Annotated in this window: 28 protein-coding genes; 11 read left to right on the forward strand and 17 right to left on the reverse strand. The window is 67.3% G+C overall.

The window, feature by feature from the left end; translation table 11 throughout:
* Window positions 1-245: 245 nt before the first annotated feature.
* The gene (locus ACJH6J_RS24195) at window positions 246-368 is read left to right on the forward strand and encodes a hypothetical protein (protein WP_020099274.1); all 123 of its coding nucleotides are present in this window, start codon (window positions 246-248) and stop codon (window positions 366-368) included.
* Window positions 369-541: 173 nt separating this feature from the next.
* On the opposite strand, the gene ACJH6J_RS24200 is transcribed toward ACJH6J_RS24195, so the two are convergent.
* The 4 genes from ACJH6J_RS24200 to ACJH6J_RS24215 form a co-directional block, all read right to left on the reverse strand.
* Window positions 542-1,687 carry an acyl-CoA dehydrogenase family protein gene (locus ACJH6J_RS24200; protein WP_346415165.1) on the reverse strand — a complete coding sequence of 382 codons (1,146 nt, stop codon included), beginning with the start codon at window positions 1,685-1,687 and terminating at the stop codon, window positions 542-544.
* Window positions 1,688-1,802: 115 nt separating this feature from the next.
* Window positions 1,803-2,804 carry an NAD(P)H-dependent flavin oxidoreductase gene (locus ACJH6J_RS24205; RefSeq protein ID WP_406804639.1) on the reverse strand — a complete coding sequence of 334 codons (1,002 nt, stop codon included), beginning with the start codon at window positions 2,802-2,804 and terminating at the stop codon, window positions 1,803-1,805.
* The gene (locus ACJH6J_RS24210; RefSeq protein ID WP_406804640.1) at window positions 2,801-3,553 is read right to left on the reverse strand and encodes a 3-hydroxyacyl-CoA dehydrogenase; all 753 of its coding nucleotides are present in this window, start codon (window positions 3,551-3,553) and stop codon (window positions 2,801-2,803) included. Before ACJH6J_RS24210 ends, ACJH6J_RS24205 begins: the two co-directional genes overlap by 4 nt.
* A 41-nt stretch (window positions 3,554-3,594) precedes the next feature.
* On the reverse strand, window positions 3,595-4,689 hold the full coding sequence (locus ACJH6J_RS24215; protein WP_064860934.1) for a CaiB/BaiF CoA-transferase family protein: 1,095 nt from the start codon (window positions 4,687-4,689) through the stop codon (window positions 3,595-3,597).
* Between the two features lie 121 nt (window positions 4,690-4,810).
* On the opposite strand from ACJH6J_RS24215, the gene ACJH6J_RS24220 reads away from it, so the two are divergent.
* Both ACJH6J_RS24220 and tet(V) read left to right on the forward strand, forming a co-directional pair.
* Window positions 4,811-5,602 (forward strand): enoyl-CoA hydratase, encoded by a 792-nt coding sequence (locus ACJH6J_RS24220; protein WP_406804641.1) that lies wholly within the window; start codon window positions 4,811-4,813, stop codon window positions 5,600-5,602.
* A gap of 216 nt (window positions 5,603-5,818) precedes the next feature.
* Window positions 5,819-7,102: a tetracycline efflux MFS transporter Tet(V) gene (gene tet(V) / locus ACJH6J_RS24225; protein ID WP_406804642.1), complete on the forward strand. Its 1,284-nt coding sequence runs from the start codon at window positions 5,819-5,821 to the stop codon at window positions 7,100-7,102.
* A gap of 57 nt (window positions 7,103-7,159) precedes the next feature.
* On the opposite strand, the gene ACJH6J_RS24230 is transcribed toward tet(V), so the two are convergent.
* Complete coding sequence (locus ACJH6J_RS24230; RefSeq protein ID WP_293018603.1) at window positions 7,160-7,675, reverse strand: gamma carbonic anhydrase family protein; 516 nt, start codon at window positions 7,673-7,675, stop codon at window positions 7,160-7,162.
* Between the two features lie 111 nt (window positions 7,676-7,786).
* Here ACJH6J_RS24230 and ACJH6J_RS24235 point away from each other — a divergent pair, with 111 nt between their 5' ends.
* Complete coding sequence (locus ACJH6J_RS24235) at window positions 7,787-9,007, forward strand: MFS transporter (protein WP_406804651.1); 1,221 nt, start codon at window positions 7,787-7,789, stop codon at window positions 9,005-9,007.
* A 133-nt stretch (window positions 9,008-9,140) separates the two neighbouring features.
* Entirely contained in the window at window positions 9,141-9,884 is a 744-nt protein-coding gene (locus tag ACJH6J_RS24240) for a fasciclin domain-containing protein (RefSeq protein WP_346415171.1), read from the forward strand.
* Window positions 9,885-9,979: 95 nt separating this feature from the next.
* On the opposite strand, the gene ACJH6J_RS24245 is transcribed toward ACJH6J_RS24240, so the two are convergent.
* From ACJH6J_RS24245 to ACJH6J_RS24255, 3 genes are read right to left on the reverse strand one after another with little or no spacing between them, the layout of a single operon-like run.
* Window positions 9,980-11,122 (reverse strand): acyl-CoA dehydrogenase family protein, encoded by a 1,143-nt coding sequence (locus ACJH6J_RS24245; RefSeq protein WP_406804643.1) that lies wholly within the window; start codon window positions 11,120-11,122, stop codon window positions 9,980-9,982.
* Between the two features lie 13 nt (window positions 11,123-11,135).
* Window positions 11,136-11,936: a crotonase/enoyl-CoA hydratase family protein gene (locus tag ACJH6J_RS24250; protein ID WP_406784207.1), complete on the reverse strand. Its 801-nt coding sequence runs from the start codon at window positions 11,934-11,936 to the stop codon at window positions 11,136-11,138.
* Window positions 11,933-13,081 (reverse strand): acetyl-CoA C-acyltransferase, encoded by a 1,149-nt coding sequence (locus ACJH6J_RS24255; protein WP_346415174.1) that lies wholly within the window; start codon window positions 13,079-13,081, stop codon window positions 11,933-11,935. The genes ACJH6J_RS24250 and ACJH6J_RS24255 overlap by 4 nt, the downstream gene beginning before the upstream one ends.
* A gap of 219 nt (window positions 13,082-13,300) precedes the next feature.
* On the opposite strand from ACJH6J_RS24255, the gene ACJH6J_RS24260 reads away from it, so the two are divergent.
* Window positions 13,301-14,098: a GntR family transcriptional regulator gene (locus ACJH6J_RS24260; protein WP_346415175.1), complete on the forward strand. Its 798-nt coding sequence runs from the start codon at window positions 13,301-13,303 to the stop codon at window positions 14,096-14,098.
* Here ACJH6J_RS24260 and ACJH6J_RS24265 read toward each other — a convergent pair.
* The 5 genes from ACJH6J_RS24265 to ACJH6J_RS24285 all read right to left on the reverse strand — a co-directional run bounded on the left by ACJH6J_RS24265 (window position 14,088) and on the right by ACJH6J_RS24285 (window position 19,025).
* On the reverse strand, window positions 14,088-15,815 hold the full coding sequence (locus ACJH6J_RS24265) for a DUF3556 domain-containing protein (RefSeq protein WP_406784206.1): 1,728 nt from the start codon (window positions 15,813-15,815) through the stop codon (window positions 14,088-14,090). The two genes, ACJH6J_RS24260 and ACJH6J_RS24265, sit on opposite strands and share 11 nt — an antisense overlap.
* A 108-nt stretch (window positions 15,816-15,923) precedes the next feature.
* A complete protein-coding gene (locus ACJH6J_RS24270; RefSeq protein ID WP_406784205.1) occupies window positions 15,924-16,439 on the reverse strand; it encodes a DoxX family protein in 516 nt (171 codons plus the stop codon).
* 9 nt (window positions 16,440-16,448) lie between these two features.
* Window positions 16,449-17,687, reverse strand: a complete 1,239-nt coding sequence (locus tag ACJH6J_RS24275) for a WS/DGAT domain-containing protein (RefSeq protein WP_406784235.1) — start codon at window positions 17,685-17,687, stop codon at window positions 16,449-16,451.
* A 79-nt stretch (window positions 17,688-17,766) separates the two neighbouring features.
* A complete protein-coding gene (locus ACJH6J_RS24280) occupies window positions 17,767-18,393 on the reverse strand; it encodes a hypothetical protein (RefSeq protein ID WP_406804645.1) in 627 nt (208 codons plus the stop codon).
* Window positions 18,390-19,025 (reverse strand): Mce protein, encoded by a 636-nt coding sequence (locus ACJH6J_RS24285; protein ID WP_406804646.1) that lies wholly within the window; start codon window positions 19,023-19,025, stop codon window positions 18,390-18,392. Before ACJH6J_RS24285 ends, ACJH6J_RS24280 begins: the two co-directional genes overlap by 4 nt.
* A 136-nt stretch (window positions 19,026-19,161) precedes the next feature.
* Between ACJH6J_RS24285 and ACJH6J_RS24290 the strand changes: the two genes are divergently transcribed.
* Both ACJH6J_RS24290 and ACJH6J_RS24295 read left to right on the forward strand, forming a co-directional pair.
* Window positions 19,162-20,049: an alpha/beta hydrolase gene (locus ACJH6J_RS24290; protein ID WP_346415180.1), complete on the forward strand. Its 888-nt coding sequence runs from the start codon at window positions 19,162-19,164 to the stop codon at window positions 20,047-20,049.
* A gap of 34 nt (window positions 20,050-20,083) precedes the next feature.
* Window positions 20,084-20,914, forward strand: coding sequence for an adenylate/guanylate cyclase domain-containing protein (locus ACJH6J_RS24295; RefSeq protein WP_318986264.1), 831 nt, complete (start codon window positions 20,084-20,086; stop codon window positions 20,912-20,914).
* Here ACJH6J_RS24295 and ACJH6J_RS24300 read toward each other — a convergent pair.
* Window positions 20,872-21,042: a hypothetical protein gene (locus tag ACJH6J_RS24300; RefSeq protein WP_090562611.1), complete on the reverse strand. Its 171-nt coding sequence runs from the start codon at window positions 21,040-21,042 to the stop codon at window positions 20,872-20,874. The genes ACJH6J_RS24295 and ACJH6J_RS24300 overlap by 43 nt on opposite strands.
* Window positions 21,043-21,091: 49 nt before the next feature.
* Between ACJH6J_RS24300 and ACJH6J_RS24305 the strand changes: the two genes are divergently transcribed.
* Window positions 21,092-21,784, forward strand: coding sequence for a guanylate cyclase (locus tag ACJH6J_RS24305; protein WP_318986265.1), 693 nt, complete (start codon window positions 21,092-21,094; stop codon window positions 21,782-21,784).
* Between the two features lie 108 nt (window positions 21,785-21,892).
* On the forward strand, window positions 21,893-22,120 hold the full coding sequence (locus ACJH6J_RS24310) for a hypothetical protein (RefSeq protein ID WP_406804647.1): 228 nt from the start codon (window positions 21,893-21,895) through the stop codon (window positions 22,118-22,120).
* A 19-nt stretch (window positions 22,121-22,139) separates the two neighbouring features.
* Here the strand turns inward: ACJH6J_RS24310 and ACJH6J_RS24315 are convergent, their stop codons facing one another.
* Window positions 22,140-23,000 carry a phytanoyl-CoA dioxygenase family protein gene (locus ACJH6J_RS24315; protein ID WP_406804648.1) on the reverse strand — a complete coding sequence of 287 codons (861 nt, stop codon included), beginning with the start codon at window positions 22,998-23,000 and terminating at the stop codon, window positions 22,140-22,142.
* A gap of 48 nt (window positions 23,001-23,048) precedes the next feature.
* Between ACJH6J_RS24315 and ACJH6J_RS24320 the strand changes: the two genes are divergently transcribed.
* Entirely contained in the window at window positions 23,049-23,627 is a 579-nt protein-coding gene (locus ACJH6J_RS24320) for a TetR/AcrR family transcriptional regulator (RefSeq protein ID WP_406804649.1), read from the forward strand.
* Window positions 23,628-23,632: 5 nt separating this feature from the next.
* Here ACJH6J_RS24320 and ACJH6J_RS24325 read toward each other — a convergent pair whose 3' ends face one another.
* Entirely contained in the window at window positions 23,633-24,379 is a 747-nt protein-coding gene (locus tag ACJH6J_RS24325; protein WP_406804650.1) for a class I SAM-dependent methyltransferase, read from the reverse strand.
* A gap of 28 nt (window positions 24,380-24,407) precedes the next feature.
* The gene (locus tag ACJH6J_RS24330; protein WP_212812690.1) at window positions 24,408-24,806 is read right to left on the reverse strand and encodes a VOC family protein; all 399 of its coding nucleotides are present in this window, start codon (window positions 24,804-24,806) and stop codon (window positions 24,408-24,410) included.
* Window positions 24,807-24,903: the final 97 nt, after the last annotated feature.

Genomic DNA, 24,903 nt, shown 5'->3' on the forward strand with positions numbered 1-24,903 from the left:
TGGTTCACACCGCCCACCAGGCGTTACCGCGGTGACCGTCATCATGTTTGCTACTGGCCAGTGAACTAAGCCGCGACCAGGACCGCTGTCCGCACATCAAGATCACCTGCGACCTTGCGGAATGTGAGCTACCCACGGGTCACTTGGGGGTCGGAGTAGGCCAACCTACCCAGCGGTAAGAATTGCCAACGTTTTCCGAATCGTGACTCAATGATTTCTTAATAGCGACCCATAGCCTCATAGACATGTGGATCGACGACACCAACGCAGATGTCATCAAAGTAGATTTCGATGCCCTGTACCACGGGGACGTCCTGATCGAGGGTGACACGTCCGAGCAGTTCCCCGACCTCGCCGAGGCTGTCTGATTCCGCGGGTTCACCCGCGAGTCTGACGCCGCGCCGAGGCGCGACGCCCGTGCACTGAAATCGCGTGCACGCAGGGACTCGCTGGGGTGATCACCAGCGTCAAAGCCACCGACCAATACGGTCGGTGGCTTTTTGTGTGTCCGGGCTCGGGTCCCGGCTCACCCGACAGCCATCTACAGCCCCAGGTCGCGACCGATGACCTCGCGCATGATCTCGTTCGAGCCCGCCCAGATCTTGGTGACGCGGGCGTCCTTCCAAGCCCGCGCGACCCGGTACTCGTTCATGAAGCCGTAGCCGCCGTGGATCTGGACGCAGTTGTCCAGGATTTCGTTCTGCACCACCGAACTCCAGTACTTGGCTTTCGCCGCGTCGACGGCGGTCAACTGGCCGCTCAGGTGCGCCATCACACAGTTGTCGACATAGGCCTGCGCCACATCGAGTTTGGTGACCATGTCAGCGAGCAGGAACTTGTTCCACTGCAGGGAGCCGATGGCCTGGCCGAACGCCTTGCGCTCCTTGGCGTATTCGACGGTGTCTTCCAGAATCCGCCGGACGTGGGCGAGGTTGGCCACCGCGACGCTGATCCGCTCCTGGGGCAGCAACGTCATCATGTGGATGAAGCCCCGGTCGACCTCACCGATGATCGCCGACTCGTCGACCCGGACGTCTTCGAAGAACAGCTCCGCGGTGTCCGCTTCGGGCTGGCCCACCTTGTCCAGCTTGCGCCCGCGCGTGAACCCCGGCATGCCCGTTTCGACGGCGAACAGCGTGATGCCCTTGGAGCCCTTTTCGGGTGCGGTTCTCGAGGCGACGATCACCATGTCGGCCTGGGTCCCGTTGGTGATGAACGTCTTCGAGCCGTTGATGATGTAACTGGACCCGTCCTTGACCGCGGTGGTCTTCAACGCGGCCAGGTCCGATCCACCGGAGGGCTCGGTCATCCCGATAGCGGTGATCATCTCGCCGGTGCAGAACTTCGGCAGCCACCGCCGCTTCTGTTCCTCGGTGGTCAGCGTGACCAGATATGGTGCGGCGCAGTCGTAATGGATGGTGAACGCCGACGCCGCGGCGGCACTGGACCGCGAAAGCTCTTCGCACAGAACGGTGTTGAAGCGGTAATCGCCCGCGGCGCTACCGCCGTACTCTTCGGGCACCTCCAGCCCCAGATACCCGTTGCGGCCGGCCTCCAGCCACACCTCACGGTCGATGTAGCGCTGCTCGATGAACTTGTCTTCATTTGGCTCGATGTGTCGAGAGACGAATTCGCGCACCGAGGCACGGAAGTCGTCGTGATCTACCTCGAACAAGCTGCGCTGCATATCAAAGTCCTTAACGCGGGTCGCCTTTGGCCAAAAGCTACCCCGCCGGCCGCCACCGAACGCAGTGAGGGCCGTGACCCGGTGGGAGTCACGGCCCTCAGCGCATGAATTGCGGCTAGACGCCGGCGAGTTCGGCTTCGCCCGCGCCGACCATCCGGGCCAGCCGCCCGGTGATGATCTCCTCGGCTTCCCCGACGATGCGGCTGATCAGCTCGTCGCACGTCGGGATGTCGTGGATCAGACCCATGACGGTGCCCGCGGTCCAGATGCCGGCGTCCAGGTCGCCGTTCTCGAACACCTTGCGGCCCCGCACACCGGCCACCAGATCCTTGACGTCCTCGAACTGGCCGCCGCCCTTGAGGATTTCCACCACCTCACGCGAGACGGCGTTGGACGCCACGCGCGCGGTGTTGCGCAGGCTGCGGAAGATCAGCTCGGTGCCACGCTCGTCAGTCGCCACGATGGCTTCCTTGACGTTCTGGTGGATGCACGACTCGACGGTGCACATGAAGCGCGTGCCCATGTTGATGCCGTCCGCGCCGAGTGCCAGTGCGGCCACCAGGCCGCGGGCGTCACCGAAACCACCCGAGGCGATCATCGGAATCTCGATCTCCTTGGCCGCGGCCGGGATGAGCACCAGGCCCGGCACGTCGTCCTCACCGGGGTGACCGGCGCACTCGAAACCGTCGATGCTGATGCCGTCGACGCCGAGGCTCTGGGCCTTGACGGCGTGGCGCACCGAGGTGCACTTGTGCAGCACCTTGATGCCCGCGTCATGGAACATCGGCAGGTGCGGTCCCGGGTTGGAACCGGCCGTCTCCACGATCTTGATGCCGGCGTCGACGATCACCTTGCGGTACTCGTCGTACGGCGGCGGGTTGATCGACGGCAGGATCGTCAGGTTCACTCCGAACGGCTTGTCCGTCAGGTCGCGGGTCTTGGCGATCTCGTTGGCCAGATCCGCCGGCGTCGGCTGCGTCAGCGCGGTGATGAAACCCAGGCCGCCCGCATTTGCAACGGCGGCAACCAGTTCCGCGCGACCGACCCACTGCATGCCGCCCTGGGCGATCGGGTGCTCGACACCGAACGCCTCGGTGAATTTCGTCTTGATGCTCATCGCGGCGCCATCCGGATCGCGCCATCCAGACGGATGACCTCACCATTGAGCATCGGGTTCTCGATGATGTGCTGCGCCAGGGCGCCGTACTCATCGGGGTCACCGAGGCGCGCGGGGTGCGGCACCTGCTGGCCGAGGGACTTCTGCGCCTCTTCCGGCAGCGAGCCCAGCAGCGGGGTCTTGAACAGGCCCGGGGCGATGGTGCAGACGCGGATCAGCTCACGCGAGAGGTCGCGGGCGATCGGCAGGGTCATGCCGACGACGCCGCCCTTGGACGCCGAGTACGCGGCCTGACCGATCTGGCCGTCGAACGCCGCCACCGAAGCGGTGTTGATGATGACGCCCTTCTCGCCGTCGACCGCCTCGGTCTTGGCGATGCGCTCGGCCGACAGGCGGATGACGTTGAACGTGCCGATCAGGTTGACCTCGACGACCTTGCGGAAACCGGCCAGCGGGAAGGCGCCGTCCTTGCTCAGGGTCTTGATGGCGTTGCCGATGCCCGCACAGTTGACGTTGATGCGGACCGGGCCCATCTCCTCGGCCGCGTCCAGCGCCGCGCTCACGCCGGCCTCGTCGGTGACGTCGGTGGCGACGAACTTGGCGCGCGGGCCCAGCTCGGCGACGACGTCCTCACCCTTGAGATCGATGACGACGACGCTGCCGCCGGCGTCGAGCAGGCGCTTGGTGGTCGCCAGGCCGAGGCCTGACGCGCCGCCCGTCACGACGGCCACGGAATCTTTGATCTGCATTGATGCAATTCCCTTCTTGTTACGGAAATCTGTGGGGCGCCTCAGGCCCAGTCGCGCAGGACCGACTCGGTGTCGGAACCGGGCACGCGAGGCGGCGTCGGAACGCTCGGCACGCTGCGGGAGAACCGCGGCGCGGGCATCGGCTCGAGGTTGTCGCCGTCGTCGGGCGAGAACCGGAAGAAGGTGTCGCGCTCGGCGATGTGCGGCTCGGTCTCGACCTCGGCGAAGCTCAGGACGGGGCTGACGCACGCGTCCGAGCCGGTGAACACCTTGGTCCAGTGGTCCCGGGTCTGCGCCTTGAACGCATTGGTGAAGATCTCGCGCAGCTCGGGCCAGCGGGCGACGTCGTTCTGGCCGGGCAGGGCCGCCGGGTCGAGTTCCAGCTTGGCCAGCAGCTCGGCGTAGAACTGCGGCTCGATGGAGCCGACGGCCATGTACTTGCCGTCGGCGGTCTCGTAGGTGTCGTAGTACGGCGCGCCGGTGTCGAGCATGTTGGTGCCGCGCTCGTCGCTCCACATCCCCTGCCGGCGGAAGCTCCACATCATCTGCATCAGCACGCTGGAGCCGTCGACCATCGCGGCGTCGATCACCTGGCCCTTGCCTGAGGTCTGCCGCTCGAACAGCGCCGACAGGATGCCGACCAGCAGGAACATCGACCCGCCACCGAAATCACCGGCCAGGTTCAGCGGCGGCACCGGACGTTCGCCCTTGCGGCCGACGGCGTGCAGCAGTCCGTTGAGCGAGATGTAGTTGATGTCGTGGCCGGCCCGCAGGGCGCGCGGACCGGTCTGGCCCCACCCGGTCATGCGGCCATAGATCAGGCGCTCGTTGACCGCGGCACAATCCTCCGGGCCGAGGCCCAGCCGCTCGGTGACGCCCGGACGGAAGCCTTCGACGAGAACGTCGGCCTTCTTGATCAGGCTCAGTACCAGCTCGCGGCCTTCGTCGCTCTTCAGGTCGGCGGTGACGGACCGGCGGTTGCGCAGCATCGAGTCGCCGCTGGGCTTGCCGGACTTGCTCGGGCGCTCCACGCGCACGACGTCGGCGCCGAGGTCACCCAGGATCATCGCCGCGTGCGGCCCGGGGCCGATGCCGGCCAACTCGACAACGCGCAGTCCCTGCAGTGGTCCAGCCATCTAAATGCACCTCTTGGTCGATCGGTTTGAGCCCAGTTCTATTGACCGCGACATAGCTTACTTGTATAACGAAGTCTGTCTAGTGCGGGCATCTGGCCCGCCCATGAAACTGGGGTACTGAATGACTTACACCGGATCCGACGATCTGACCGTCTCACTGGATGACGGCGTGTTGTCCGTGACGCTCAACCGGCCGGACACGTTGAACTCGCTGTCACTGGGAATGCTCGAACTTCTCGGCGACGCGGTGCTCCAGGCCGCGACCGATCCCGACGTCAAGGTGGTCCGGCTGGGCGGTGCGGGCCGGGGCTTCTGCTCGGGCGCGGGCCTGAGTGCCGAGGACCAGGACGCCAAGAAATTCGATGCCGCCGCCGTCTTGAACGCCGCCAACCGTGCGGTCGCGGCGCTGGTGAACCTGCCCAAGCCCGCGGTCGCGGTGGTGCACGGCGTCGCCGCCGGCGTCGGGGTGTCGCTGGCCCTCGGGTGCGACATCGTCCTGGCGTCGGAGAAGTCGTCGTTCCTGTTGGCGTTCACCAAGATCGGCCTGATGCCCGACGGCGGTGCCTCGGCTCTGGTCGCCGCGTCGATCGGCCGCGCCCGGGCCATGCGGATGGCGCTGCTGGCCGAGAAGCTGCCCGCGTCCGAGGCGCTCGCCGCCGGGCTGGTGAGCTCGGTGCACGCGGCCGACGAGCTCGACGCCGAGGTCGACCGGGTTCTCATGGCGCTCAAGTCCGGCCCGGCCGTGGCCCTGCGCAAGACCAAGCAGGCCATCAACGACGCCAGCCTGACCGAGCTGAACAACACGTTCGCCCGCGAAACCGCCGGGCAGATCCAGCTTTTGAACGCCGCGGACTTCCGCGAGGGCGTGGCGTCCTTCCAGGAGCGCCGGCTGCCGGTTTACACCGACGTGTAGCGAACGGGTCCACACCACGAGCGTGCGCACAGATCACCAGATCCGCGGTTGACGCGCTCTGGTTGCACAGTCGCGGAGTCATGCGTTTCGGCGGGTTCGCGAGTGTGCAACCAGGGCGTCGATTTCGCGGATCCGGTGATCTGGTTGCACATTCGCGGCAATGGCTCATACCGACGTACGGCCTAAATCGCTTGACGGGCGCGGGACGATGGACTGGTGAGTTCCCAGTTCGACGTCAAAACGCCAGAACCGCGGACCACTGACCGCTGGCGGGTGTTCGCGCCCTTACGTTTCCGCGAATACCGCCTGCTCATCGCGGCCGTCTCGCTGTCCATCTTCGCCGAGGGCATGTGGACGGTCGTGGCCGCGCTGCAGGTCATCGCGTTGGACAACGATCCGGCCGCGCTGTCTCTGGTGGCGACCTGCCTGGGTACCGGCCTGGTGTGCTTCGTGTTGGTCGGTGGCATCGCGGCCGACCGGCTGAACCGACGAAACATCATCATCACCGTCGAGACCGTCAACCTCGCCGCGGTGACGGCCGTCGCTGTCCTCAGTTCAACTGGGGCGCTGCGCATTTGGCACATGGCGGTGGCGGCGACCTGCCTCGGCATCGCCGCGGCCTTCTTCTTCCCGGCCTACAGCGCGCTGCTCCCCCGCATCCTGCCTGCCGAACAACTGTTGGCGGCCAACGGCATTGAGGGCGTGGTGCGCCCGGTGCTGCAGCAGGCGATCGGCCCGGCCGCCGCCGGCGTCCTGGTCGGGCTGACGTTCCCGAGTATCGGTGCGACCACGGTCGCGGTGTTGTTCGCCGTGGGCCTGGTGCTGCTGGTGGCCACCCGGCCGAGCACCGTCCGGGCCGACGCGGAACCGGTCGAGCACAAGCACGTCCTGCACGATCTGCGTGACGGTTTCCGGTTCATGACCCGCACCCCGTGGCTGCTGTGGACCCTGCTGGTCGCCAGCGTCTACGTGCTGGTGGTGCTGGGACCCATCGAGGTGCTGGTGCCGTTCATCGCCGAACGACGCTTCGAAGACGGCCCGCGCGCCTACGGGTTCATCATGGCCGGGTTCGGTATCGGCAGCGCCGTTGGCGCACTTGCGGTTTCCGCCGCGCGGATGCCGCGGCACTACCTGACCGCGATGATGGTGATCTGGGGCCTCGGCGCGCTGCCACTCGTCGTCGTCGGCAGCACGTGGTCGTTCCCGGTCATGCTCGCCGCGACGTTCCTCGTCGGCATCGGCGAGGGCGCCAGCATGGTGATCTGGGGAACGCTGCTGCAGATGCGGGTACCGACCGAGATGCTGGGCCGGGTCTCGAGCCTGGACTTCTTCGTCTCGCTGGTGTTCCTGCCGGTGTCCTACGCGATCGTCGGCCCGCTGTCGAAAATCGTTCCGATGCAATGGATTTTCGTGGTGTCCGGCGTGGTGCCGTTGGTGCTGACGGCCATCGCCTGGGGCGTGGCCAGGATGCGCGCCGACGAACTGGCCCACCCCCTGTGATTTGTGCACGATTTTCCGCGCCCGGCGCGGAAAATCGTGCACAAATCCCTGGTCGAACTAGCCGCGGTGCAGCGTGAGCAGGTGCTCGTACACCTGGCCGTTGATGCGGTTGTGGTTGATCTCGTCTTCGGTCAGCTCGCGACGGATCTTGCCCGGCACCCCGGCGATCATGGTGCCCGGCGGCACCACGAACCCTTGCGGCACAACGGTTCCGGCCGCGACCAGCGACCCGGCGCCGATCGTCGCTCCGTTGAGGACGATGGCCCCCATGCCCACCAGGGCACCGTCTTCGACGGTGCAGCCGTGCAGGACCGCGTTGTGCCCGACGCTTACGCCGGCGCCGACCTTCACCGGGAAGCCCGGGTCGACGTGCACCGTGCAGCCGTCCTGGATGTTGGACCCCTCACCGATCTCGATGGGCTCGAACTCGGCACGCAGCGTGGTGCCGTACCAGATGCTGGCCCGCGCGGCGAGCGTCACCTGGCCGAGCACCGATGCGGTCGGCGCGACCCACGCCTCGTCGTGCAGCTGCGGCGCGTGGCCCTGGATGGGAAGAATCAACGGTCCTGACATGCGGCAGAGTTTAGGTCGCGTGCCGCTGCGGCCGGGATCGTGGCTCAATCTGTGCGGTTCGTGTCGGTTCTGCCACTGGCCTGGCCGTGGCGCACCGGCCAGAGTGGTGCGGTGACGCTCACCTCGACGACTGCGCCGACTCGCGCCGCATGGGCGGTGGCCGCCGTCAGTTTCCTGGCGATTCTGGCCGCTGCCGGCTTCCGGGCGGTCCCCGGCGTGCTGATGACCCCGCTGCACCATGAGTTCGGTTGGTCGCACGCCACGGTCGGCCTCGCGATGTCGGTCAACATGACGCTGTTCGGGGTCACCGCTCCGTTCGCGGCTGCGCTGATGGACCGATTCGGCGTCCGGCCGGTGCTGTCGGTGGCGCTGGGGCTGATCACCGCCGGTTCGGCACTGTCGGTCCGGATGACGTCCGGTTGGCAGCTGGTGGCGTGCTGGGGCGTATTGGTCGGCATCGGTACCGGCTGCATCTCGATGGGCTTCGTGGCGACCGTCGCCACCCGCTGGTTCGACGAACGCCGCGGTCTGGTGACCGGCGTGCTGACCGCAGCCAGCGCCACCGGGCAACTCATCTTCCTGCCCCTGGTCGCCGAGGTCGCGACCCATCACGGCTGGCGCTGGGCCTGCCTCATCGTCGCCGCGGCCGCGTTCGCGGTGGTCGCACCCGTCCTCATCGTCATGCGCCACCATCCTCCTGCGCCGACGGCGGCGCCGACCAACGGCTTCCGGTCCGCGCTCGACGGGCTCGTCGTCGGCGCGCGGGTGCCCGTGTTCTGGCTCCTCGCGGGCAGCTTCGCGATCTGCGGCATGACCACCAACGGATTGATCGGCACCCACTTCATCCCTGCCGCAGGCGACCACGGCATGCCGACGACGGTCGCCGCGGGGCTGCTGGCCACGATCGGCGTTCTCGACGTGGCGGGCACAGTCTGTTCGGGCTGGCTCACCGACCGGGTCGATCCGCGGCTGCTGCTCACTGTGTATTACGTCGGACGCGGGATTTCGCTGATGCTGCTGCCTTCGCTGCTTTCCGCGCACGCCGACCCGGGCACCTGGGTGTTCATCGTCTTCTACGGCCTGGACTGGGTTGCCACGGTGCCGCCCACGATCGCGCTGTGCCGCGACTACTTCGGTGATCGGTCCCCGGTGGTGTTCGGCTGGGTGTTTGCCGCGCATCAGGTCGGCGCCGCGATCGCCGCGGCCGCCGCCGGCTGGCTCCGCGATCTGCAAGGTAACTATGACCTGGCCTTTCAACTCGCGGCAGGCTTGTGCGCGGTCGCCGCGCTGCTGTGCTTCAGCGTCCGAAAAGTGCAGGTCAGCCCTGCCTGACGAAACCGGACCGCCGGTAGCTGATTTTGCTGTTTCCCAGCGCCAGCCATTACCATTCGACGGGCGCCACGCCCCGGATGGGGTCTCCCCGGTCGGGCGGGGTGCGCGTCATGAACAGCTGAGGAGCCGAACCATGAAGACTCGCACCAGCAGATTTCTGGGCGTAACCGCGGCCGTCGCCGCCCTGACCGCATCGCTGCCGCTGGCAGTGTCCGCCTACGCGGACCCGCCGCCGCTGCCGCCGCCGACCAACAAGACGGTGGACCCCCAGGGCCCCGGCTGCGACAAGGTCAAGACGGGCATGCCCGACCTGAAGACGTTGGTCAACAAGCCGGTGAGCCAGGCGCTGGCCGCCATTCCGGCGATCAGCACCTTCAACTCGGCGATCTCCGGCGGCCTGAACCCCGCCGTGAACATCACCAGCGTGCTGGACAACGGCCCGTACGTCGTGTTCGCGCCGACCAACGAAGCCTTCGCGGCGCTGGACCCGGCCAAGCTGGAGGCCCTGAAGGCCGACCCGGCCGCGCTGACGAGCCTGGACTACTACCACGTGTTCCTGGGCGTGCTGGGCAATGACACCGTCAAGGGCCAGCGTCCGACGCAGCAGGGCACCCAGATCAAGGTGACCGGCGACGGCGGCGACATCAAGGTCAACGACACCGCCAAGCTGGTGTGTGGCGCGATCGAGGCGAGCAACGCCCGCATCTACGTGATCGACACCGTGCTGGACCTGGCTGAGGCCCCGGCCCCGGTTACCGCCGCGGGTAGCGAGACCTCCACCTCGACCTCGGCCACCACCGCGACGTCGACCTCCGCAGCGCCGAGCGCCGCCGAGTCGACCTCGGCGACCCCGACCACCACGTCGGCCGCGCGGTAGCCAACACATTCAAACGAAATCGGCGCCCCTGCACCACGTTGTGCAGGGGCGCCGATTGGCTTTGTGGGGGTTACAGGCCGCGTCGGCCGAGCCGACTAGAGACCGAGGTCGCGGCCGATGATGTCCTTCATGATCTCGGTGGTGCCACCGAAGATCGTCTGGATGCGCGCATCGCAGTAGTCGCGGGCGACGCGGTACTCCATCATGTAGCCGTAGCCACCGTGCAGCTGCACGCAGCCGTCGATGACCTTCTTGGCGGTCTCGGTGCAGAACCACTTGGCCTTGGCCGCCTCGACGGCGGACAGGTCGCCGTCGAGCACGCCCTCCAGGCACCGGTCGATGTAGCGCTCGCAGACGTCGAGTTCGGTGTCCATCTCCGCCAGCAGGAAACGGTTGTGCTGGAAGCTGCCGATCGGCTGGCCGAAGGCCTTGCGGTCCTTGGCGTATTGCAGTGTCTGGCGCCAGGATTCGCGCGCACCGGCGATCGCGGAGATCGCGATGCCGAGCCGCTCCGACGGCAGGTTCTGCATCAGGTGATAGAAGCCGCGGCCTTCCTCGCCGAGGATGTTGGCCGACGGGACCCGCACGTTCTCGAAATGCAGTTCCGAGGTGTCCTGCGAGTGCAGGCCCATCTTGTCCAGTTTGCGGCCGCGGGTGAAGCCCTCCATCCCGCGTTCGACGACGAACAACGTGAAGCCCTTGTGCCCGGCCTCGGGATCGGTGCGACACACCGTCACGACGAGATCGCTGTTGATGCCCGCCGAGATGAAGGTCTTGGAGCCGTTGATGATCCAGTCGTCGCCGTCGCGGACGGCGGACGTGCGAATGCCAGCCAGGTCACTGCCGGCACCGGGCTCGGTCATCGCGACGGCGAGGATCAGCTCACCGCTGGCGATGCCCGGCATCCACCGCGCCTTCTGTTCGTCATTGGCGAGGTGCTTGAAATACGGTGCGACGACGTCGTTCTGGAGGCTCAGCGCCGGCGCGGGGCCACCGTAGCGGGCGATCTCCTCGTCGATCACGGCGTTGAACCGGAAGTCGTCCGACCCACCGCCGCCGAACTCCTCGGGCATGTTGAACCCGATCAGGCCGTACTTTCCGGCGGCGACGTACGCCGACCGGTCGACCATGCGTTCCTGTTCCCACTTCTCGGCATTGGGGACGAGCTCACGCTCGATGTACTGCCTGGTGGATTCCCGGAGCGCCTCGTGCTCCTCTTCGAATACTGTCCGCTTCACGATTTCTTCTCCGTCACTTGGCTTTCCATACAGGCTGACGTTTCTGCGCGAACGCCAGCGGGCCTTCCTTCGCGTCCTCGGACTGCAGCAGGGTCACGAACTCCCGGTTGGTGCGCCGCCAGCCGTCCTTCTCGGCGGTCACCACGCCGTCGTCGGCGCCGTACGCCACGCGCTTGCTCGCCTGCACCGCCAATGGTGCATTGGACGTGATCCGTTCCGCCAGAGCCAAAGCCGCGTCGACGACGGTGCCGTCCGGGACCACCTGGTTGATCAGGCCCCAGCGCAGGGCATCGGCCGATGTCATGGGCTCACCGGTGAACAGCAGCTCCAGTGCCACCTTGCGCGGCAGCTGATCGACGATCCGGAACACGCCGCCGGCACCGGCGATCAGTCCCCGCTTCACTTCCGGCAGGCCGAATTTCGCGCTCTCCTCGGCGACCACGAGGTCGCTCGCCAGCGCCAGTTCCGAGCCGCCGCCCAGCGCGGTGCCGTTGACGGCCGCGATGGTGGGTTTGTCGATGAAGTGGCTGACGTAGCCGGCGAAGCCCCAGTCCGTGTGGTCGGGGTGGAAGAGGTTCTCGCCGCGCGAGAGCGCCTTGAGATCCGCACCGGCACAGAAGGATTTGTCGCCGGAGCCGGTGATGACGACAGCCCGGATCTCGGGATCGTCCTGCGCGGCCTGCAGGGCGTCGCCGACACCGATGCTCACGGCCTGGTTCACCGCGTTGCGGGCGTCGGGCCGGTTGATGGTGATCAGCAGAACGTTGCCCCGCCGTTCGGAGAGGGCTCCGGGTTCGGCGGACACCGCGGTCACAGCAGTTCCAGGATGGTCGCGTTGGCCTGGCCGCCACCTTCACACATGGTCTGGAAACCATACTGAATTCCGTTGTCCCGCATGTGGTGCAGCAGGGTCGTCATGATGCGGGCGCCGGAGCCGCCGAGCGGGTGGCCGAGGGCGATGGCGCCACCGTTCGGGTTCAGGCGGTTCTCGTCGGCGCCGATGTCCTTGAGCCAGGCCATCGGAACGGGGGCGAAGGCCTCGTTGACCTCGAACACCCCGATGTCGTTGACGCTCAGGCCGGACTTCGCCAGCGCCTTCTGCGTGGCGGGGATCGGGGCGCTCAGCATCATCACCGGGTCGGCGCCAGCCAGGACACCGGTGTGCAGACGGGCAAGAGGCTTGAGCCCCAGCTCTTTTGCCTTCTCGGCCGACATGATCAGCAGCGCGGCCGAGCCGTCGGAGATCTGAGAGGAGTTGCCGGCGTGGATGACGCCGTCTTCCTTGAACGCCGGCTTGATGGCGGCCATGGACTCGACGGTGCCGCCGCGGCGGATGCCGCCGTCTTCGGTGACGATGTTGCCATCCTGGTCCTTGATCGCCACGATCTGGTCCTTGAAGGCGCCGGCATCCTGTGCGGCAGCGGCCTTTTCGTGCGACCGCAGCGAGAACTCGTCGAGCTGGGTGCGCGACAGGCCCCACTTCGCGGCCATCATCTCGGCGCCCGTGCCCTGGTTGGGTGACTGGCCGTCGTAGCGGGCGCGGAACGCCTCCGGGTACGGGTGTCCGCCGTTGGCGAGCGACGAGCCCATCGGCGTGCGCGACATCGATTCGACACCGCCGGCGACGACGACGTCGTAGTGGCCGGCGACCACACCGGCGGCGGCGAAGTGCACCGACTGCTGGCTGGAGCCGCACTGGCGGTCGACGGTGACACCGGGAACGGTCTCGGGCCAGCCGGCGGTCAGGACCGCGGTGCGGGCGATGTCGAGCGCCTGCTCTCCGGCCTGCATGACGCAGCCCCAGATCACGTCGTCGACCAGCGCCGGGTCGACGCCGGCGCGCTGCACCAGGGCGTTCAGCACCTGAGCCGAGAGCTCCGCCGGATGGACACCCGACAGGGCGCCGTTGCGCTTCCCGATGGGCGAGCGGACCGCCTCGACGATGACTGCTTCAGCCACGGACTTCTCCTTCAACGTTGAATATCGACCCGGGATTGACACCTGTAAAGGCGCCCACATCTGCGAACATAGAACAGAAGGTTTACTAGGTCAACCTACTAGTTGGTAGGCAAACGCCATTTCCGCGAATGCCGGCTGAATACCAGGCCGCCGCCCGTTCACATGGTTTACTGAGTTGCCTAACAGGAGGCCAAGACAATCGGTTCAAGGAGGGCCCAGATGGCGCAGACTCCGCCGTTGTCGCCGATGATCGACCCACGTACTGTGCCATCCTCGGCCAGCGGCCCCATCCGCTCCCCCAAAACCGCGGAACTGGTGGCCGGCACCCTGCGCCGCATGGTTGTCGACGGCCAGCTCAAGGAAGGCGACTTCCTCCCCAACGAGGCCGAGCTGATGGCCCACTTCGGGGTCAGCCGCCCGACCCTGCGCGAGGCCGTGCGCGTTCTGGAGTCCGAGCGCCTGGTGGAGGTGCGACGCGGGTCGCGCACCGGCGCCCGCGTTCGCGTGCCCGGACCCGAGATCGTCGCGCGCCCGGCGGGCCTGCTGCTGGAGCTCTCTGGCGCGACCATCTCCGACGTGACCACCGCCCGCGCCGGCATCGAACCCACCGTCGTACGGCTGCTGACCGAGCAGGGCAACACCGAGGCGTTCGACGAGCTCGACACCATGCTGGCCGAGTACGTCCCGTCCGGCTACGAGACCGGCCGCATGGCCGAGACCACCGGTGACTTCCACCAGCGCATGGTCGAGTTGTCCGGCAACGCGACGCTGGCCATCGTCGCCGGCATGCTGCACGAGATCACGGTTCGCCACATCGCTTTCGCGATGCGGGAGAACCGGCCGATGTCGAAGTCGGACTACGACATCCTGATGCGGTCCTACCGGCGGCTGATGACGCTCATGCGCTCCGGCAACGCCGCTGCGGCCGAAGCGCATTGGCGCAAGCACCTCGACGTCGCCAACGGCCTGCTGTTCGCGGGCATGGAGGACGTCAAGGTCCGCGACGTCATGCGTTAGTGACGCCGTACACGGGGACATCGTCGGCCCACGGCTGGCGGGTCACCATGTCGCGCACCTTCACGTAACCGCGCTCGAACTCACCGGTGGCGGCGTCGACCAGGCGGTACTGCTGTGTCTGCCGGTGGATGGGCTGCGCGTCGAGCATGACGATCCGCACCTCACCGGGCTCGAAGTGGCAGCGCTTCTGCAGCGCCGCGACGAGTTGTTCGTTCGACATGTGGCCGTCGCCGAAGTTCCAGCCGATGGCGGTCGAGACGATCCGCTCACCGTCGGTCAGCGTGTAGTCGGCCTCGTTGTGCCCGGCCATCGCGCGGTGCGCGAGCGTGAACAGCGCGCGGCCGTGCGTGTTGAAGGCGCGGAACGCGTAGCCCATGTACAGGTACATCTGCGCGTTCTCCGGGCTGCCGTAGTACCGCTCCATCTGGGTCGCGGGCATGCTGGCGATCGCGACGATGTTCTTCTCGATCTTCTCCGAAGCCGACGGCTTGATGCACCACAGCGACGTGTCCCAGTTGCCGGCGTAGTAGCGCATGCCGGGCAGGAAAGACACCTTGCGCGGGAACAGGTTTCCGATGACGACGGTGCCCGCGACGACCGCGAACAGCACCAGCGGCCACGGCGACGTCAGATCGGCGATGCCGATGTCCGCGTGCCCGACGAAAAGCGTCACGACACAGAACATCATGAAGACGTTCCACTCCAGCGGCACGCCCATCGGGATCGCCGACAGGATCCCGAAGTGGAAGCACAGCATGACGAACGCGGCGATGTACGTCGGCCAGCCGCCGTGACTGAAGAAGAGCACCAGCGGTACCGCGCCCTCGATGAAGGTGCTGAAGTGCGCCATGAAGCGCGATGGGCGGCCGGGGCGCAGGTCGTCCGGGAAGTGTTCGAAGAACGCGCGCTTGATGAACTTCGGCCGCAGCACCGGGTTGTTGCTCATCATCGTGGAGATGACGAACGGGAAGTGATGGTTGAGCTTCGACGTCGCGGCGCCCAGCCAGATGACCATGCACACGAGCTTGGCGGCGATGATCAGGTCGACGCCGTAGCCGGCGAACAGGAAGGCGACGGTGAACGAGCCGTAGACCTCGCCGCGGGCGGCCAGGAAGATCACCTTGTCGCGCAGACCGGCCAGGGCGAGGACGCCCAGGATCGCCCAGATCTGCCACATCGGGAGTACGCCGACAGTCGCGCCGGGCAAGACCGGGCCGGTGCCGTCAGAGCACAGCGCGACGACGAGCAGGGCCAGCAGCGCGCCGTAGAGCAGCACATCAACGGAGGTCCGGGCATCGCCACGCGTCAGCGGGATGCGGCCGGGCCACGGTGGCAGACGAATGGTCTTCGGCCGCAGCCAGTACAGGATCGAGCCCATCGGCGGGAAGAAGCGGTTGTTCAGTGGGCCGAACCCGCAGCCGAGGCCGATCACCTCGAACAGCATCGTGTAGAGCACGACCTTCTCGAACACGATCGGCTCGGTCCACCACGCCGCGACGTTCGTGAATCCGTCGATCCCCTTGGTGGACAACGCGATCAGCCAGCCGCCCAGGATGTACAGGCAGATCTTGACGACGTAGAACAGGTGCAGTGCCACCGGGGTGCCGAAGCCCGTCTCGGCCCAGTGCCGGGCCATGGGGACGATCTTCTGCGCGCGGGTGCCCTTGTTCCACTCCTCGAAGTCGATGACAGGAGTGTCCTGCGTGAGAAAGCCCATACCCGTCAGACTAGAACGTGTTCTAGTCTGACGGAATCAGATCCCCATAGTTGATCCCGTGGCCAGGGCGCAGACGTTCGAGAACCAGCGCCCCGGACACCGACGGGTTCAGGCCTTCGCGGGCGGCCGGAAGAAGATCAGCAGCTGCCCGATACCACCGGCGAGGCCGAGCCCGACGGCGATCAGCAACCCACACCAGCCGTGCAGCAGGTGGTAGAAGCCGCTGTTGTGGAACAGCAGGCAGTCCAGGCTGTAGTGGCCCGCACCCGTGCCCGCGATCGCCACGGCCGCGACGCCCAGCACCAGGTTGTACTCCCAGCCGGATTTCACGATGAAGAAGCCGTTTTCGCGGTGCACGGTCCATGCGGCCACCACCATCAGCGCCACGAACCCCGCGGCGGGGATCGGCGTCAGGAAGCCGGCAGCCAGGCCCAGGCCGGCCAGGATTTCGGTGCCGGCAGCCAGCCGGGCGTGCAGCATGCCGGGCTTCATACCGATGCTGTCGAACCAGGCGGCAGTACCGGGGATGCGGCCGCCACCGAAGAACTTGTTGTACCCGTGCGCAGCCATCGTCAGACCGAGCACCACCCGCAGCAGCAGGATCGAGAACGCGTAAGCAGTCACGCGATGAATTTAGCCCCCGGCGTCCAGCACCGCAGACAACCGTTCCACATACGAATCGACATCCGGTAAGGCCGACGGGGACGCGTGCACGCTGATCGTGACGGTGTCCCCGATGCCGTGCACGCCGTGCGTCAAGCCCATCATCGGCGACAACGCCGGGCACGCGGTGGTCAACACCACCGGGCACTCGCCGAACGTCAGATCGGCCGCGCCGCGGTTGACGCTCGAGACCACGGTGTTGCCGGTGGCCGTCGTCGACCGCGCGTGCGGATCGAATTGCTCAGTGCCCCAACGCAGCAGCCGGGCCGGCACCGCCGCGGTGGCGGCACCGCTCGCCGCGGCCGCGGGATGCTCGAACCGCTGCCGCCGCATGGCGAGTTCCGACTCGATGCGGGCCGCCCGCTCGTGAAAGGGCAATTCCGGGTGCAATGCCACGCCGACGTTGCCGTAGTGGTTGTAGGCCCGGCGGGTGCCGGTCTTGGCCATGGGCACCTCGGCCCCGAGCGCGGTGACACCGCCCAGCTCGGCCGCCAGCGCCTCCGAGATGGCCGCCAGCACGCCGACCGTCACCGTCGGCCCGGGCAGATGCGTACGGTGACGCACCACCGTCCGCAATGTGTCGGGGCCCGCCGGCGCGTTGTTGGTCGGCTGCACCGGCCACGAATCCGCCGGTGGCGCAACAGCACCCGACTCGGTGTCCCGCACGAGTTGCCGGTGGGCGGCACTGGCGCGCCACGCCAGGTACGGCAGCGCCCACGTCCCCAGCCGCGACTCGACCACCGCCGGCACCGGCTGGTCCCGGCCGAAGATCCGCCCCATGAGAGCCGTCGCGCGCTGCCCGTCGGCGAGGGCGTGCGACATCTGCACCACGACGACGGTGCCCGGTCCCGTCGTCTCCGGTATCCCGGTGACGCCGGCGAAGACGTGCAGTCGCCACGCCTGCACGGTCGCGTCGAGCTGGTCACTCGCGGCCAGGGCACACACGGCGTTCAGGCACCCGGACCAGGTGGGGTCCCCGGGTTCGTGCACGACGATCGGCATGGCATCACACCGCACCCAGGACGGATAGCGCCAGGAATGCGAATCGTCGATGCGCACCAACAACTCTGGGCACGCCGACACGTTGCGCCGCACCGCCGTCAGCGCGGCGTCCAGCTCGGCGGGCACGCCGTCGAACCCGCACACCAGAAACATGTCGTTCGGGATTTTCGCCGACATCCAGAAACTCTGGGCGTCGGCGGCCGCCATCCGCTTCACGTCCGCCACCCCGGGATTTGTGCACGAAAATCCGCGCCGGCCGCGGAAAATCGTGCACAAATCACGGCGGTCACACCGGTTCGAACTTGGCGATCAGCCACTGGCCCCCCAGTCGTTCCAGGGTCACCCGCGCGCTGGTCGGGGTGCTGGTCGGCGGTTGATCACCGACCCGGACTACCTGGTTGACGAACACCAGCACCACGGCGTGGTTCTCCTCGACCGACACCGCGGCCGCGGCCGGCACCCACGTCGCCGCCGAGATGCGCCGCTGCTCGGCGCCGGGGATCACCGACTTGGTCAGCGTCGTGTACTCATCGAGGAACGGGGTGGTGAGCAGCTTGCGCGCGTCGGTCAGTTGTTGACGGACCGTGTCCGGCTCGTAGGACAGCAGGGCGACGGTGCCATCGGTGGCCACCTTGATCACGGCGGCCTGGTCGGCCTCATTGCCGTGCCGCGACGTCAGGTACCACAGCCCGCCCGCGGCGGCCGCGAGCAACAGCGCCAGCGCCGGCAGGACCCGATACGCCGTCACCCGTGCCCACTCGATGCCGCCGGTCTTGCGCGGCTTCACTTGTGGCACAACATTATTGGGCGCCGGCTCGACCTCGACCGACTCTGCCGCATCCTGCTCCGGCTCGGTCGACTCGAGTTCAGCATCGGCCGGCTCGTCGGGTTCATCCACCCCGTGCTTGCTCATTGGATCGGCTCCACCTTCGAGACCTTGGCGCTGTCGCCCACCTTCTGCATCGTCAGCCGCACGCGCCAGTAGCGGTCGCGTTGCGGCGGCCCGTTGCCGACCTCGGTGTGCACCTTCACCGCGACGAGGACCACGCCACTGGTGTCGTTCGCCGACTCCACGCCGGCCTCGGTGACGGTGCCGACCGATGCCGACTGCTGCTGTTTCACCGAGTCCACGACCGCCGTCGAGCGTTGCTTGAAGTCGTCGAAATAGGCGCCGGTCGAGGTGTCCAGCGCCCGCTTGATGCCGTCGTCGACGTGCCGGTAGTCGATGGTCGTGAGGTTCACCGCGACCTGCTTGCCGGCGGTCAGGTACATCTCGTGCAGGGCGTCGTCGCGACGCAACTGCAGCTCACGCTGACCGAGCCAGGCCACCAGCGCGCCCAGTGCACCCACCACCAGCACGCCCACGACCAGAGCCGCAATCACCTGCTTACCCCTTTGGGGCGCAGGGTGTTTCAGGAACGCGAGGGCTTCCTCGTCGGAGATGGCCGGTTTGTCGTCGTCGGCATCCGGGGTCTCGTCCGGGGCGCTCGCATCGTCGTCGTCGACCTCGTCGGGATTCCTGTGCCGCCCGTGCTCGTCAGCCATATGCCTTCCTCTCGCCGCACGCCCGGCCGGACGGCGACACCTCGGCCGAGTCTAGAGACCGCCGGGTGACCAGGGTCATGTTCGGTTCAGTTAGCACAGCTCGGTAACGTGCAGGAGAAGTGACGAGAGGATTCCAGTGAGCACCGACGAACGCACTTCCCCGGCCGATGGCGGCAGCAATCCACAGACGGTGCGATTCCGCGGTATCGACGAACTGACCCTGGTCGCCGACGAGTGGAACCGCGACGCGGAAGCCGCCGCGGACAAGCCCACGATCCTGATGCTGCACGGTGGCGGGCAGAACCGGCACTCCTGGAAGAACACCGGCCAGATTCTCGCGAACGCCGGCTTCCACGTCATCGCGCTCGACAGCCGCGGGCACGGCGACAGCGACCGCTCGCCCACTGCGAACTACTCACTCGAGACCCTGACCGGCGACACCCTGCAGGTGATCTATCAGATCGGCCGGCCGGTGGCGCTGATCGGCGCCAGCATGGGAGGGCTGACCAGCCTGCCGGTCGCGCATGAAGCCGGACCGGAACTGGTCACCAAACTGGTCCTGGTCGACGTCGTGCCGCGCTTCGAGAAGAGCGGCAGCGCCCGAATCCGCGACTTCATGTTCAGCGGCATCGACGGGTTCGCCTCACTCGAAGAGGCCGCCGACGCCGTCGCCGCCTACCTGCCGCACCGCACGCGGCCACGCAGCGTGGAAGGCCTCAAGAAGAACCTGCGCCTGCGCGACGGCAAGTGGTTCTGGCACTGGGACCCGGCCTTCCTCACCGCGCCCGGCGACGACCCGTTCGAGCGCGCCGAGATGCTCGAGCATGCGGCGATCAGCCTCGAGATCCCGATCCTGCTGATCCGCGGCAAGCTGTCCGACGTGGTGAGCACCGAAGGCGTGCAGGACTTCCTGCAGAAGGTGCCGGGCGCGCAGTTCGTCGAGCTGTCCGACGCCGGGCACACCGCAGCCGGCGACGACAACGACGCGTTCACCGACGCGGTGGTGCAGTTCGTCCGTCAATGACCCGATCGCGGCCCGCCGCCTCGATACTTGAGCGGTGACGGTTTCGACGATCTCGCTGGTCGCCATCTGTGTGCTCGCCGTGGTGGTTGTCGTCGAGACCATCGTGTTGCGGGTGACGCGGTCCCGGCTGCGGGCCGCGCGGCGGGAGATCGAGGAACTGCGCGCGCCGTCCGAACCCCGCACCAATCTGCTGCTGGCCGGCGGCCGCGCCGCAGTGAAGACGATGTGGCAGACCGCCAACCTCATCAACAAAGAGGGCTTCGGCGGTGCGATGTGGTCGTCCATCGAGGAGCTCGCCGGCTGGGCCGAGGTGGAGCGACCGGACCTGGCCAAGCTCGCACCGACCGGCCGCGTGGCGATCATGTTCTCGGACATCGAAGGATCGACGGCCCTCAACGAGCGCATGGGTGACCGGGCCTGGGTGCGGCTGATCGACCATCACGACAAGTTGGTCGGCCGGTGCGTCAAGAAGCAGTCGGGGCTCGTCGTGAAGAGTCAGGGCGACGGTTTCATGATCGCCTTCGCCGAGCCCGAGCAGGCCGTGCGCTGCAGCATCGACATGCAGCAGCAATTGGCGAAGGCGCCGGGCGGCGTCCGGGTCCGCATCGGCATTCACACCGGCAAGTCGGTGCGACGCGGCGACGATCTGTTCGGCCGCAACGTCGCCATGGCCGCGCGGGTGGCGAGCCAGGCCGACGGCGGCGAGGTGCTCGTGAGCAAGGCCGTGCGAGATGCCTTGTCCGCCTCGGCTTCCTGCGCCGACATCACGTTCGACGGCGGCCGGGTGGCGGAGCTGAAGGGCTTCGCCGGCGACCACCGGCTCTATGCCGTGGGCTGGCTCCCGCCGGATTCGGCCAGCCGCTGATGCAGCCGGGCGCGAATATCGTCGGCCGTGTATGACTCGCGCTTGCGCTGATCGCGCGCGACCAACACGCCACCGGCGACCACGCCCGCGACACCGGCCAGGCCAACCCACTTCCACACGCCACGCATGCAGTGATTATGACCGGGCGAAGCGCCGGGGAATGTCTAAGCTGCCCAGATGACTGGTAACGCGGTGACTTTGGAGCGGGCACTGGCCGAAACCCGGACCGGCGACATCTGGTTGTTCCGTGGGGCTTCCAAGCCCGACCGCGCCATCCAGACGCTCACCAACGCCCCTGTGAACCACGTCGGCATGACGGTCGCCATCGACGACCTGCCGCCGCTGATCTGGCACGCCGAACTCGGCGACAAACTCGAATGCCTGTGGAGCGGCAGCCATCACCGCGGCGTGCAGCTCAACGATCTGCGCGCCGCCGTCGAACGGTGGGTGTACGTGTACGGGCAGCGGTGCTGGCTGCGGCAACTGACGCCGTTCGCCACCCGCGAGCAGGAGGACCTGGCGCTGAAAGTGGTGGCCCGCATGGACGGCACCGCGTTCCCTACCACGGCGCGGCTGACGGGCCGGTGGTTCCGCGGGCGGGCGCCGGTGATCAGCGACTACACGCGCGGAATTCCGTTGGTACATCGCAAGGTTCGCGAATCCGCCGAGCGGGACAAGAACCGCCGGCGGACAGCCGGGCTCGAGACCGCGTACTGCGCCGAGACGGTGGCGATCACCTACGAGGAAATGGGGCTGCTGGTCACCGAGAAACGCGAGAACTATTTCGACCCGGGCTCGTTCTGGAGCGGCGATTCGTTGTCGTTGACGCCGGGATATCACCTGGGCGCCGAGATCGAAATCCTCGCCTGACCTGCGGCCCGAAAACCGCGAATAATTTCAATCGCCGTCAGCGCAGTCAAGGCCGGACTAGCATTTGTGCGCAAATTCCCAGTAACCGGCAGGCCGGCAGGAGACGTCATGCGAATGAAAATTGCGCTCGTAGCACCGTGGATTGCCGCTGCCGCGATCGGCGGCGCGATAAGCCTTGCCCCGATGGCCGGCGCCGACCCGGACCCCGATGTGCCCTACGGCGGCGACGAATTCGACCTGCCGCAGCAGGGCCCGAACCCGTACGACTTCGGGTTCCACGAGTCGAATCACGACGAGAAGGACACGTCCGTCGGCGCTACCGACGTGCCGTACTGATCCGTCTGATCGTCGACGATCAGACGGACTGATCGCCGGCGATCTCCAGCAGCCGCTTCGGGTGCATGCCGTCGACCTGACCGATGAACGGCGGGTGGATGCTGTAGCCGAGCATGCGGCGAATGTCTTCTGACACCCGGCGGACGGTGTCGCGGGTCATCGACAGCGTGAAGGCCTCCTGCGGCCGCAGCCATGGCTCGCAGTATTGGGCAGTGACGGCCAGCCGCGGACGGTCGGTGCGGTTGGCGCCGCCGCCGTGCCACAGCGTGCCGGGAAAGAACACGCACGACCCGGCGCTCATCACGACGGGCTTGCGCTCGACGTCGTCGCCGGGCAACCGGTCATCCCACAATTGGCTGCCGGGCACCACATCGGTGGCGCCGTTGTCGGCGGTGAAATCGTCGATGGCCCAGATGGTCGCCGCACCCAACGCCGCGCGGGGCCGCGGCAGCGGGTAGAAACCGTCGTCGGTGTGCAGCATCTGCGCCTGCTCCCCCGGCAGGATGTTGATCACCTGGAGCATCGACAGCAGATAGTTCGGCAGGAACATCCGGTCCAGCAGCGCGAGCACGCGCGGATGGTCGGCGATGACGTCGCACGCCGCGGTCTTGTTGAGCACGCTGTAGATGCGCTGGGTGGACCGTCCCTCAAATCCGTTGCGGCCGTGCCGATCCAGCATCGGCGTCACGGCCGCGCGAATCTCGTCCAGCTGGGCCGCACTGAGCAGATCGGACAGGATCACGTAGCCGTCGCGCGTCATCGTGGCGAGATCGGCGTCCACGATCGCGGGGTCGACGGTCGCGCCGCTGCTCTCGGTTCGGCGATAGGTGCCGGCCAGGTCGCCGCTCAAGTCCGCCAGCGAAGACACTTCAGTGCTCATTGCTTCACTCCCGCCGAAACATAACCGAGTTCTGTTATGTTTTGGACTATGGCACGTGCCCCGATCGGACGTCAACAACTTCTGACCGCCGCGCGCGACGAACTGGTGCGCGGCAACGGCGTGCTCGAACTGAGCGCGCTGACCCGCCGGGCGCAGCTCAGCACCGGCGCCCTGTATCACCACTTCGGTTCCAAAAGTGGGCTTCTCGCAGCGGTTTACGACGACTTCTACCACGGGCTGCGCCATGCCATCGCCGACGCGCACCTGCCCGTGGACGCCGACTGGGGAGTCCGGGAGCGCGAGCGCACCCGCCGTTTCGTCGTCTACCACTTCGACGACGAGCTGGCGCCGATCCTGCTCGGTCGCGCGACACTGGACCCCGAACTCGCCGAACTCGAAGCGGTTCATCTGCAGACGATGAGCGAGGCAGCAGCCGACAACATCCGCCGCGGCCAGCAGGACGGTGACTTGCCCGACGACATCGACGCGGACAGCGCCGGCGCGTTCGTCATCGGCGGCCTGCGGCACAGCATCGCCCAGCAGCTCCGGGCCGCGCCGCGTGCCGACCCCGATCTGGCCGCCGAACGGCTCTGGCATCTGGTCGCCGCGGCACTCGGGATTTCGTGACCGGATCAGACGGTTCCGCGCGCCGCCCACGCCGTGGCCGTCACGGTGAACGGGCCGTCGCCAAGACGTTCGCGCGCAACGGTTTCCAGCCTGCCGCGCCCCGCATCATCGAGGCGCTGCACGTAGTCCCCGGCCGGGCCGACGCCGAACGTGTACGGCTCCCACCATTCCTCGAAGCTCGGGTGCCGCACGTCGATGGTGATGGCGTCCTCCGCCACATCGCGTAGCCCGGCGGCGTCGAAAATCTCGGTCAGGTGCCCCTTGTGCGCGCCGGACAATAGCGCCTCGTCCTGCGCGTCTGGGTCGATCACGTGGACGGCATCCCAGAACGGCGCCAGCGCACCCATCGGCCCGTCCCACACGCATGCCGCGACGATGCCGCCGGGCCGGGTCACCCGCGCCATCTGCCTGATGCCGGCGACGGGATCGGTCATGAAATGCACCACCAGTTGGGCGAGCGCCGCATCGAAAGTCGCGGTGTCGTAAGGCAATTCCTCTGCTGTTCCGAGGCGGGCGTCGAGCGCCGGAAACCGCTTCTGGATCGCATCGACGAACGGCGGTGACGGATCGATGGCCGCGACCTCGGCGCCCGCCGTCAGCAGCCGTGCGGTCAGCGCGCCGGGTCCGCAGCCGACGTCGAGCACCTTGGCTCCGGCGGTGATCCCGGCGAAGGCGGCGAAGACCTCCGCGAGCGGCTCGGCGTATCGGCCCATGTAGCGGCCGTACGCGTCCGGCGAGACGACGAAGCTCACCAGCAGATGCTATGCCGCATACCAGCGGCTACGCCCCGAATTTGGCCTTGGCATCGTCTCTCACCGGCGTGAAGAGGTTGACGAGGTTGCCGTCGGGATCGCGGAACAACAGCGACCGGTTACCCCACGGCATCGTGGTGGGCTCGGTGACGACCTCGTCCAACCGGCTTCGCAGCCGTTCGTACTCCGCGTCGACGTCAGCCACGATGAACTCGATGATGGCGCTCCGGTTGGCCGCCGGCTCGGCGGAGCCCGCCCCGAACAAGGGCACGGTCTTGTCGCTACCGATCGCCAAAGTGCCCACCGGCGTGGGGATTTCCGCGAACAGCTCATTGGCCCAGACGGCCTCGGCCCCTGTCACCAATTCATAGAAGCCGACCAGGCTCGGGACGTCGGCGGTGATGATGCGGGTGGAAACAAGCTTCATGACGCGCACGATATCGGCGACCACCGACATTGATTGTGTTCAACCCGTTCGGGCGAGGATGACCTTGCTCGTTCGCCGCTGGTGATGACCCTCCCAC

Source organism: Mycobacterium sp. SMC-18 (assembly GCF_045310895.1).
GTDB lineage: Bacteria > Actinomycetota > Actinomycetes > Mycobacteriales > Mycobacteriaceae > Mycobacterium.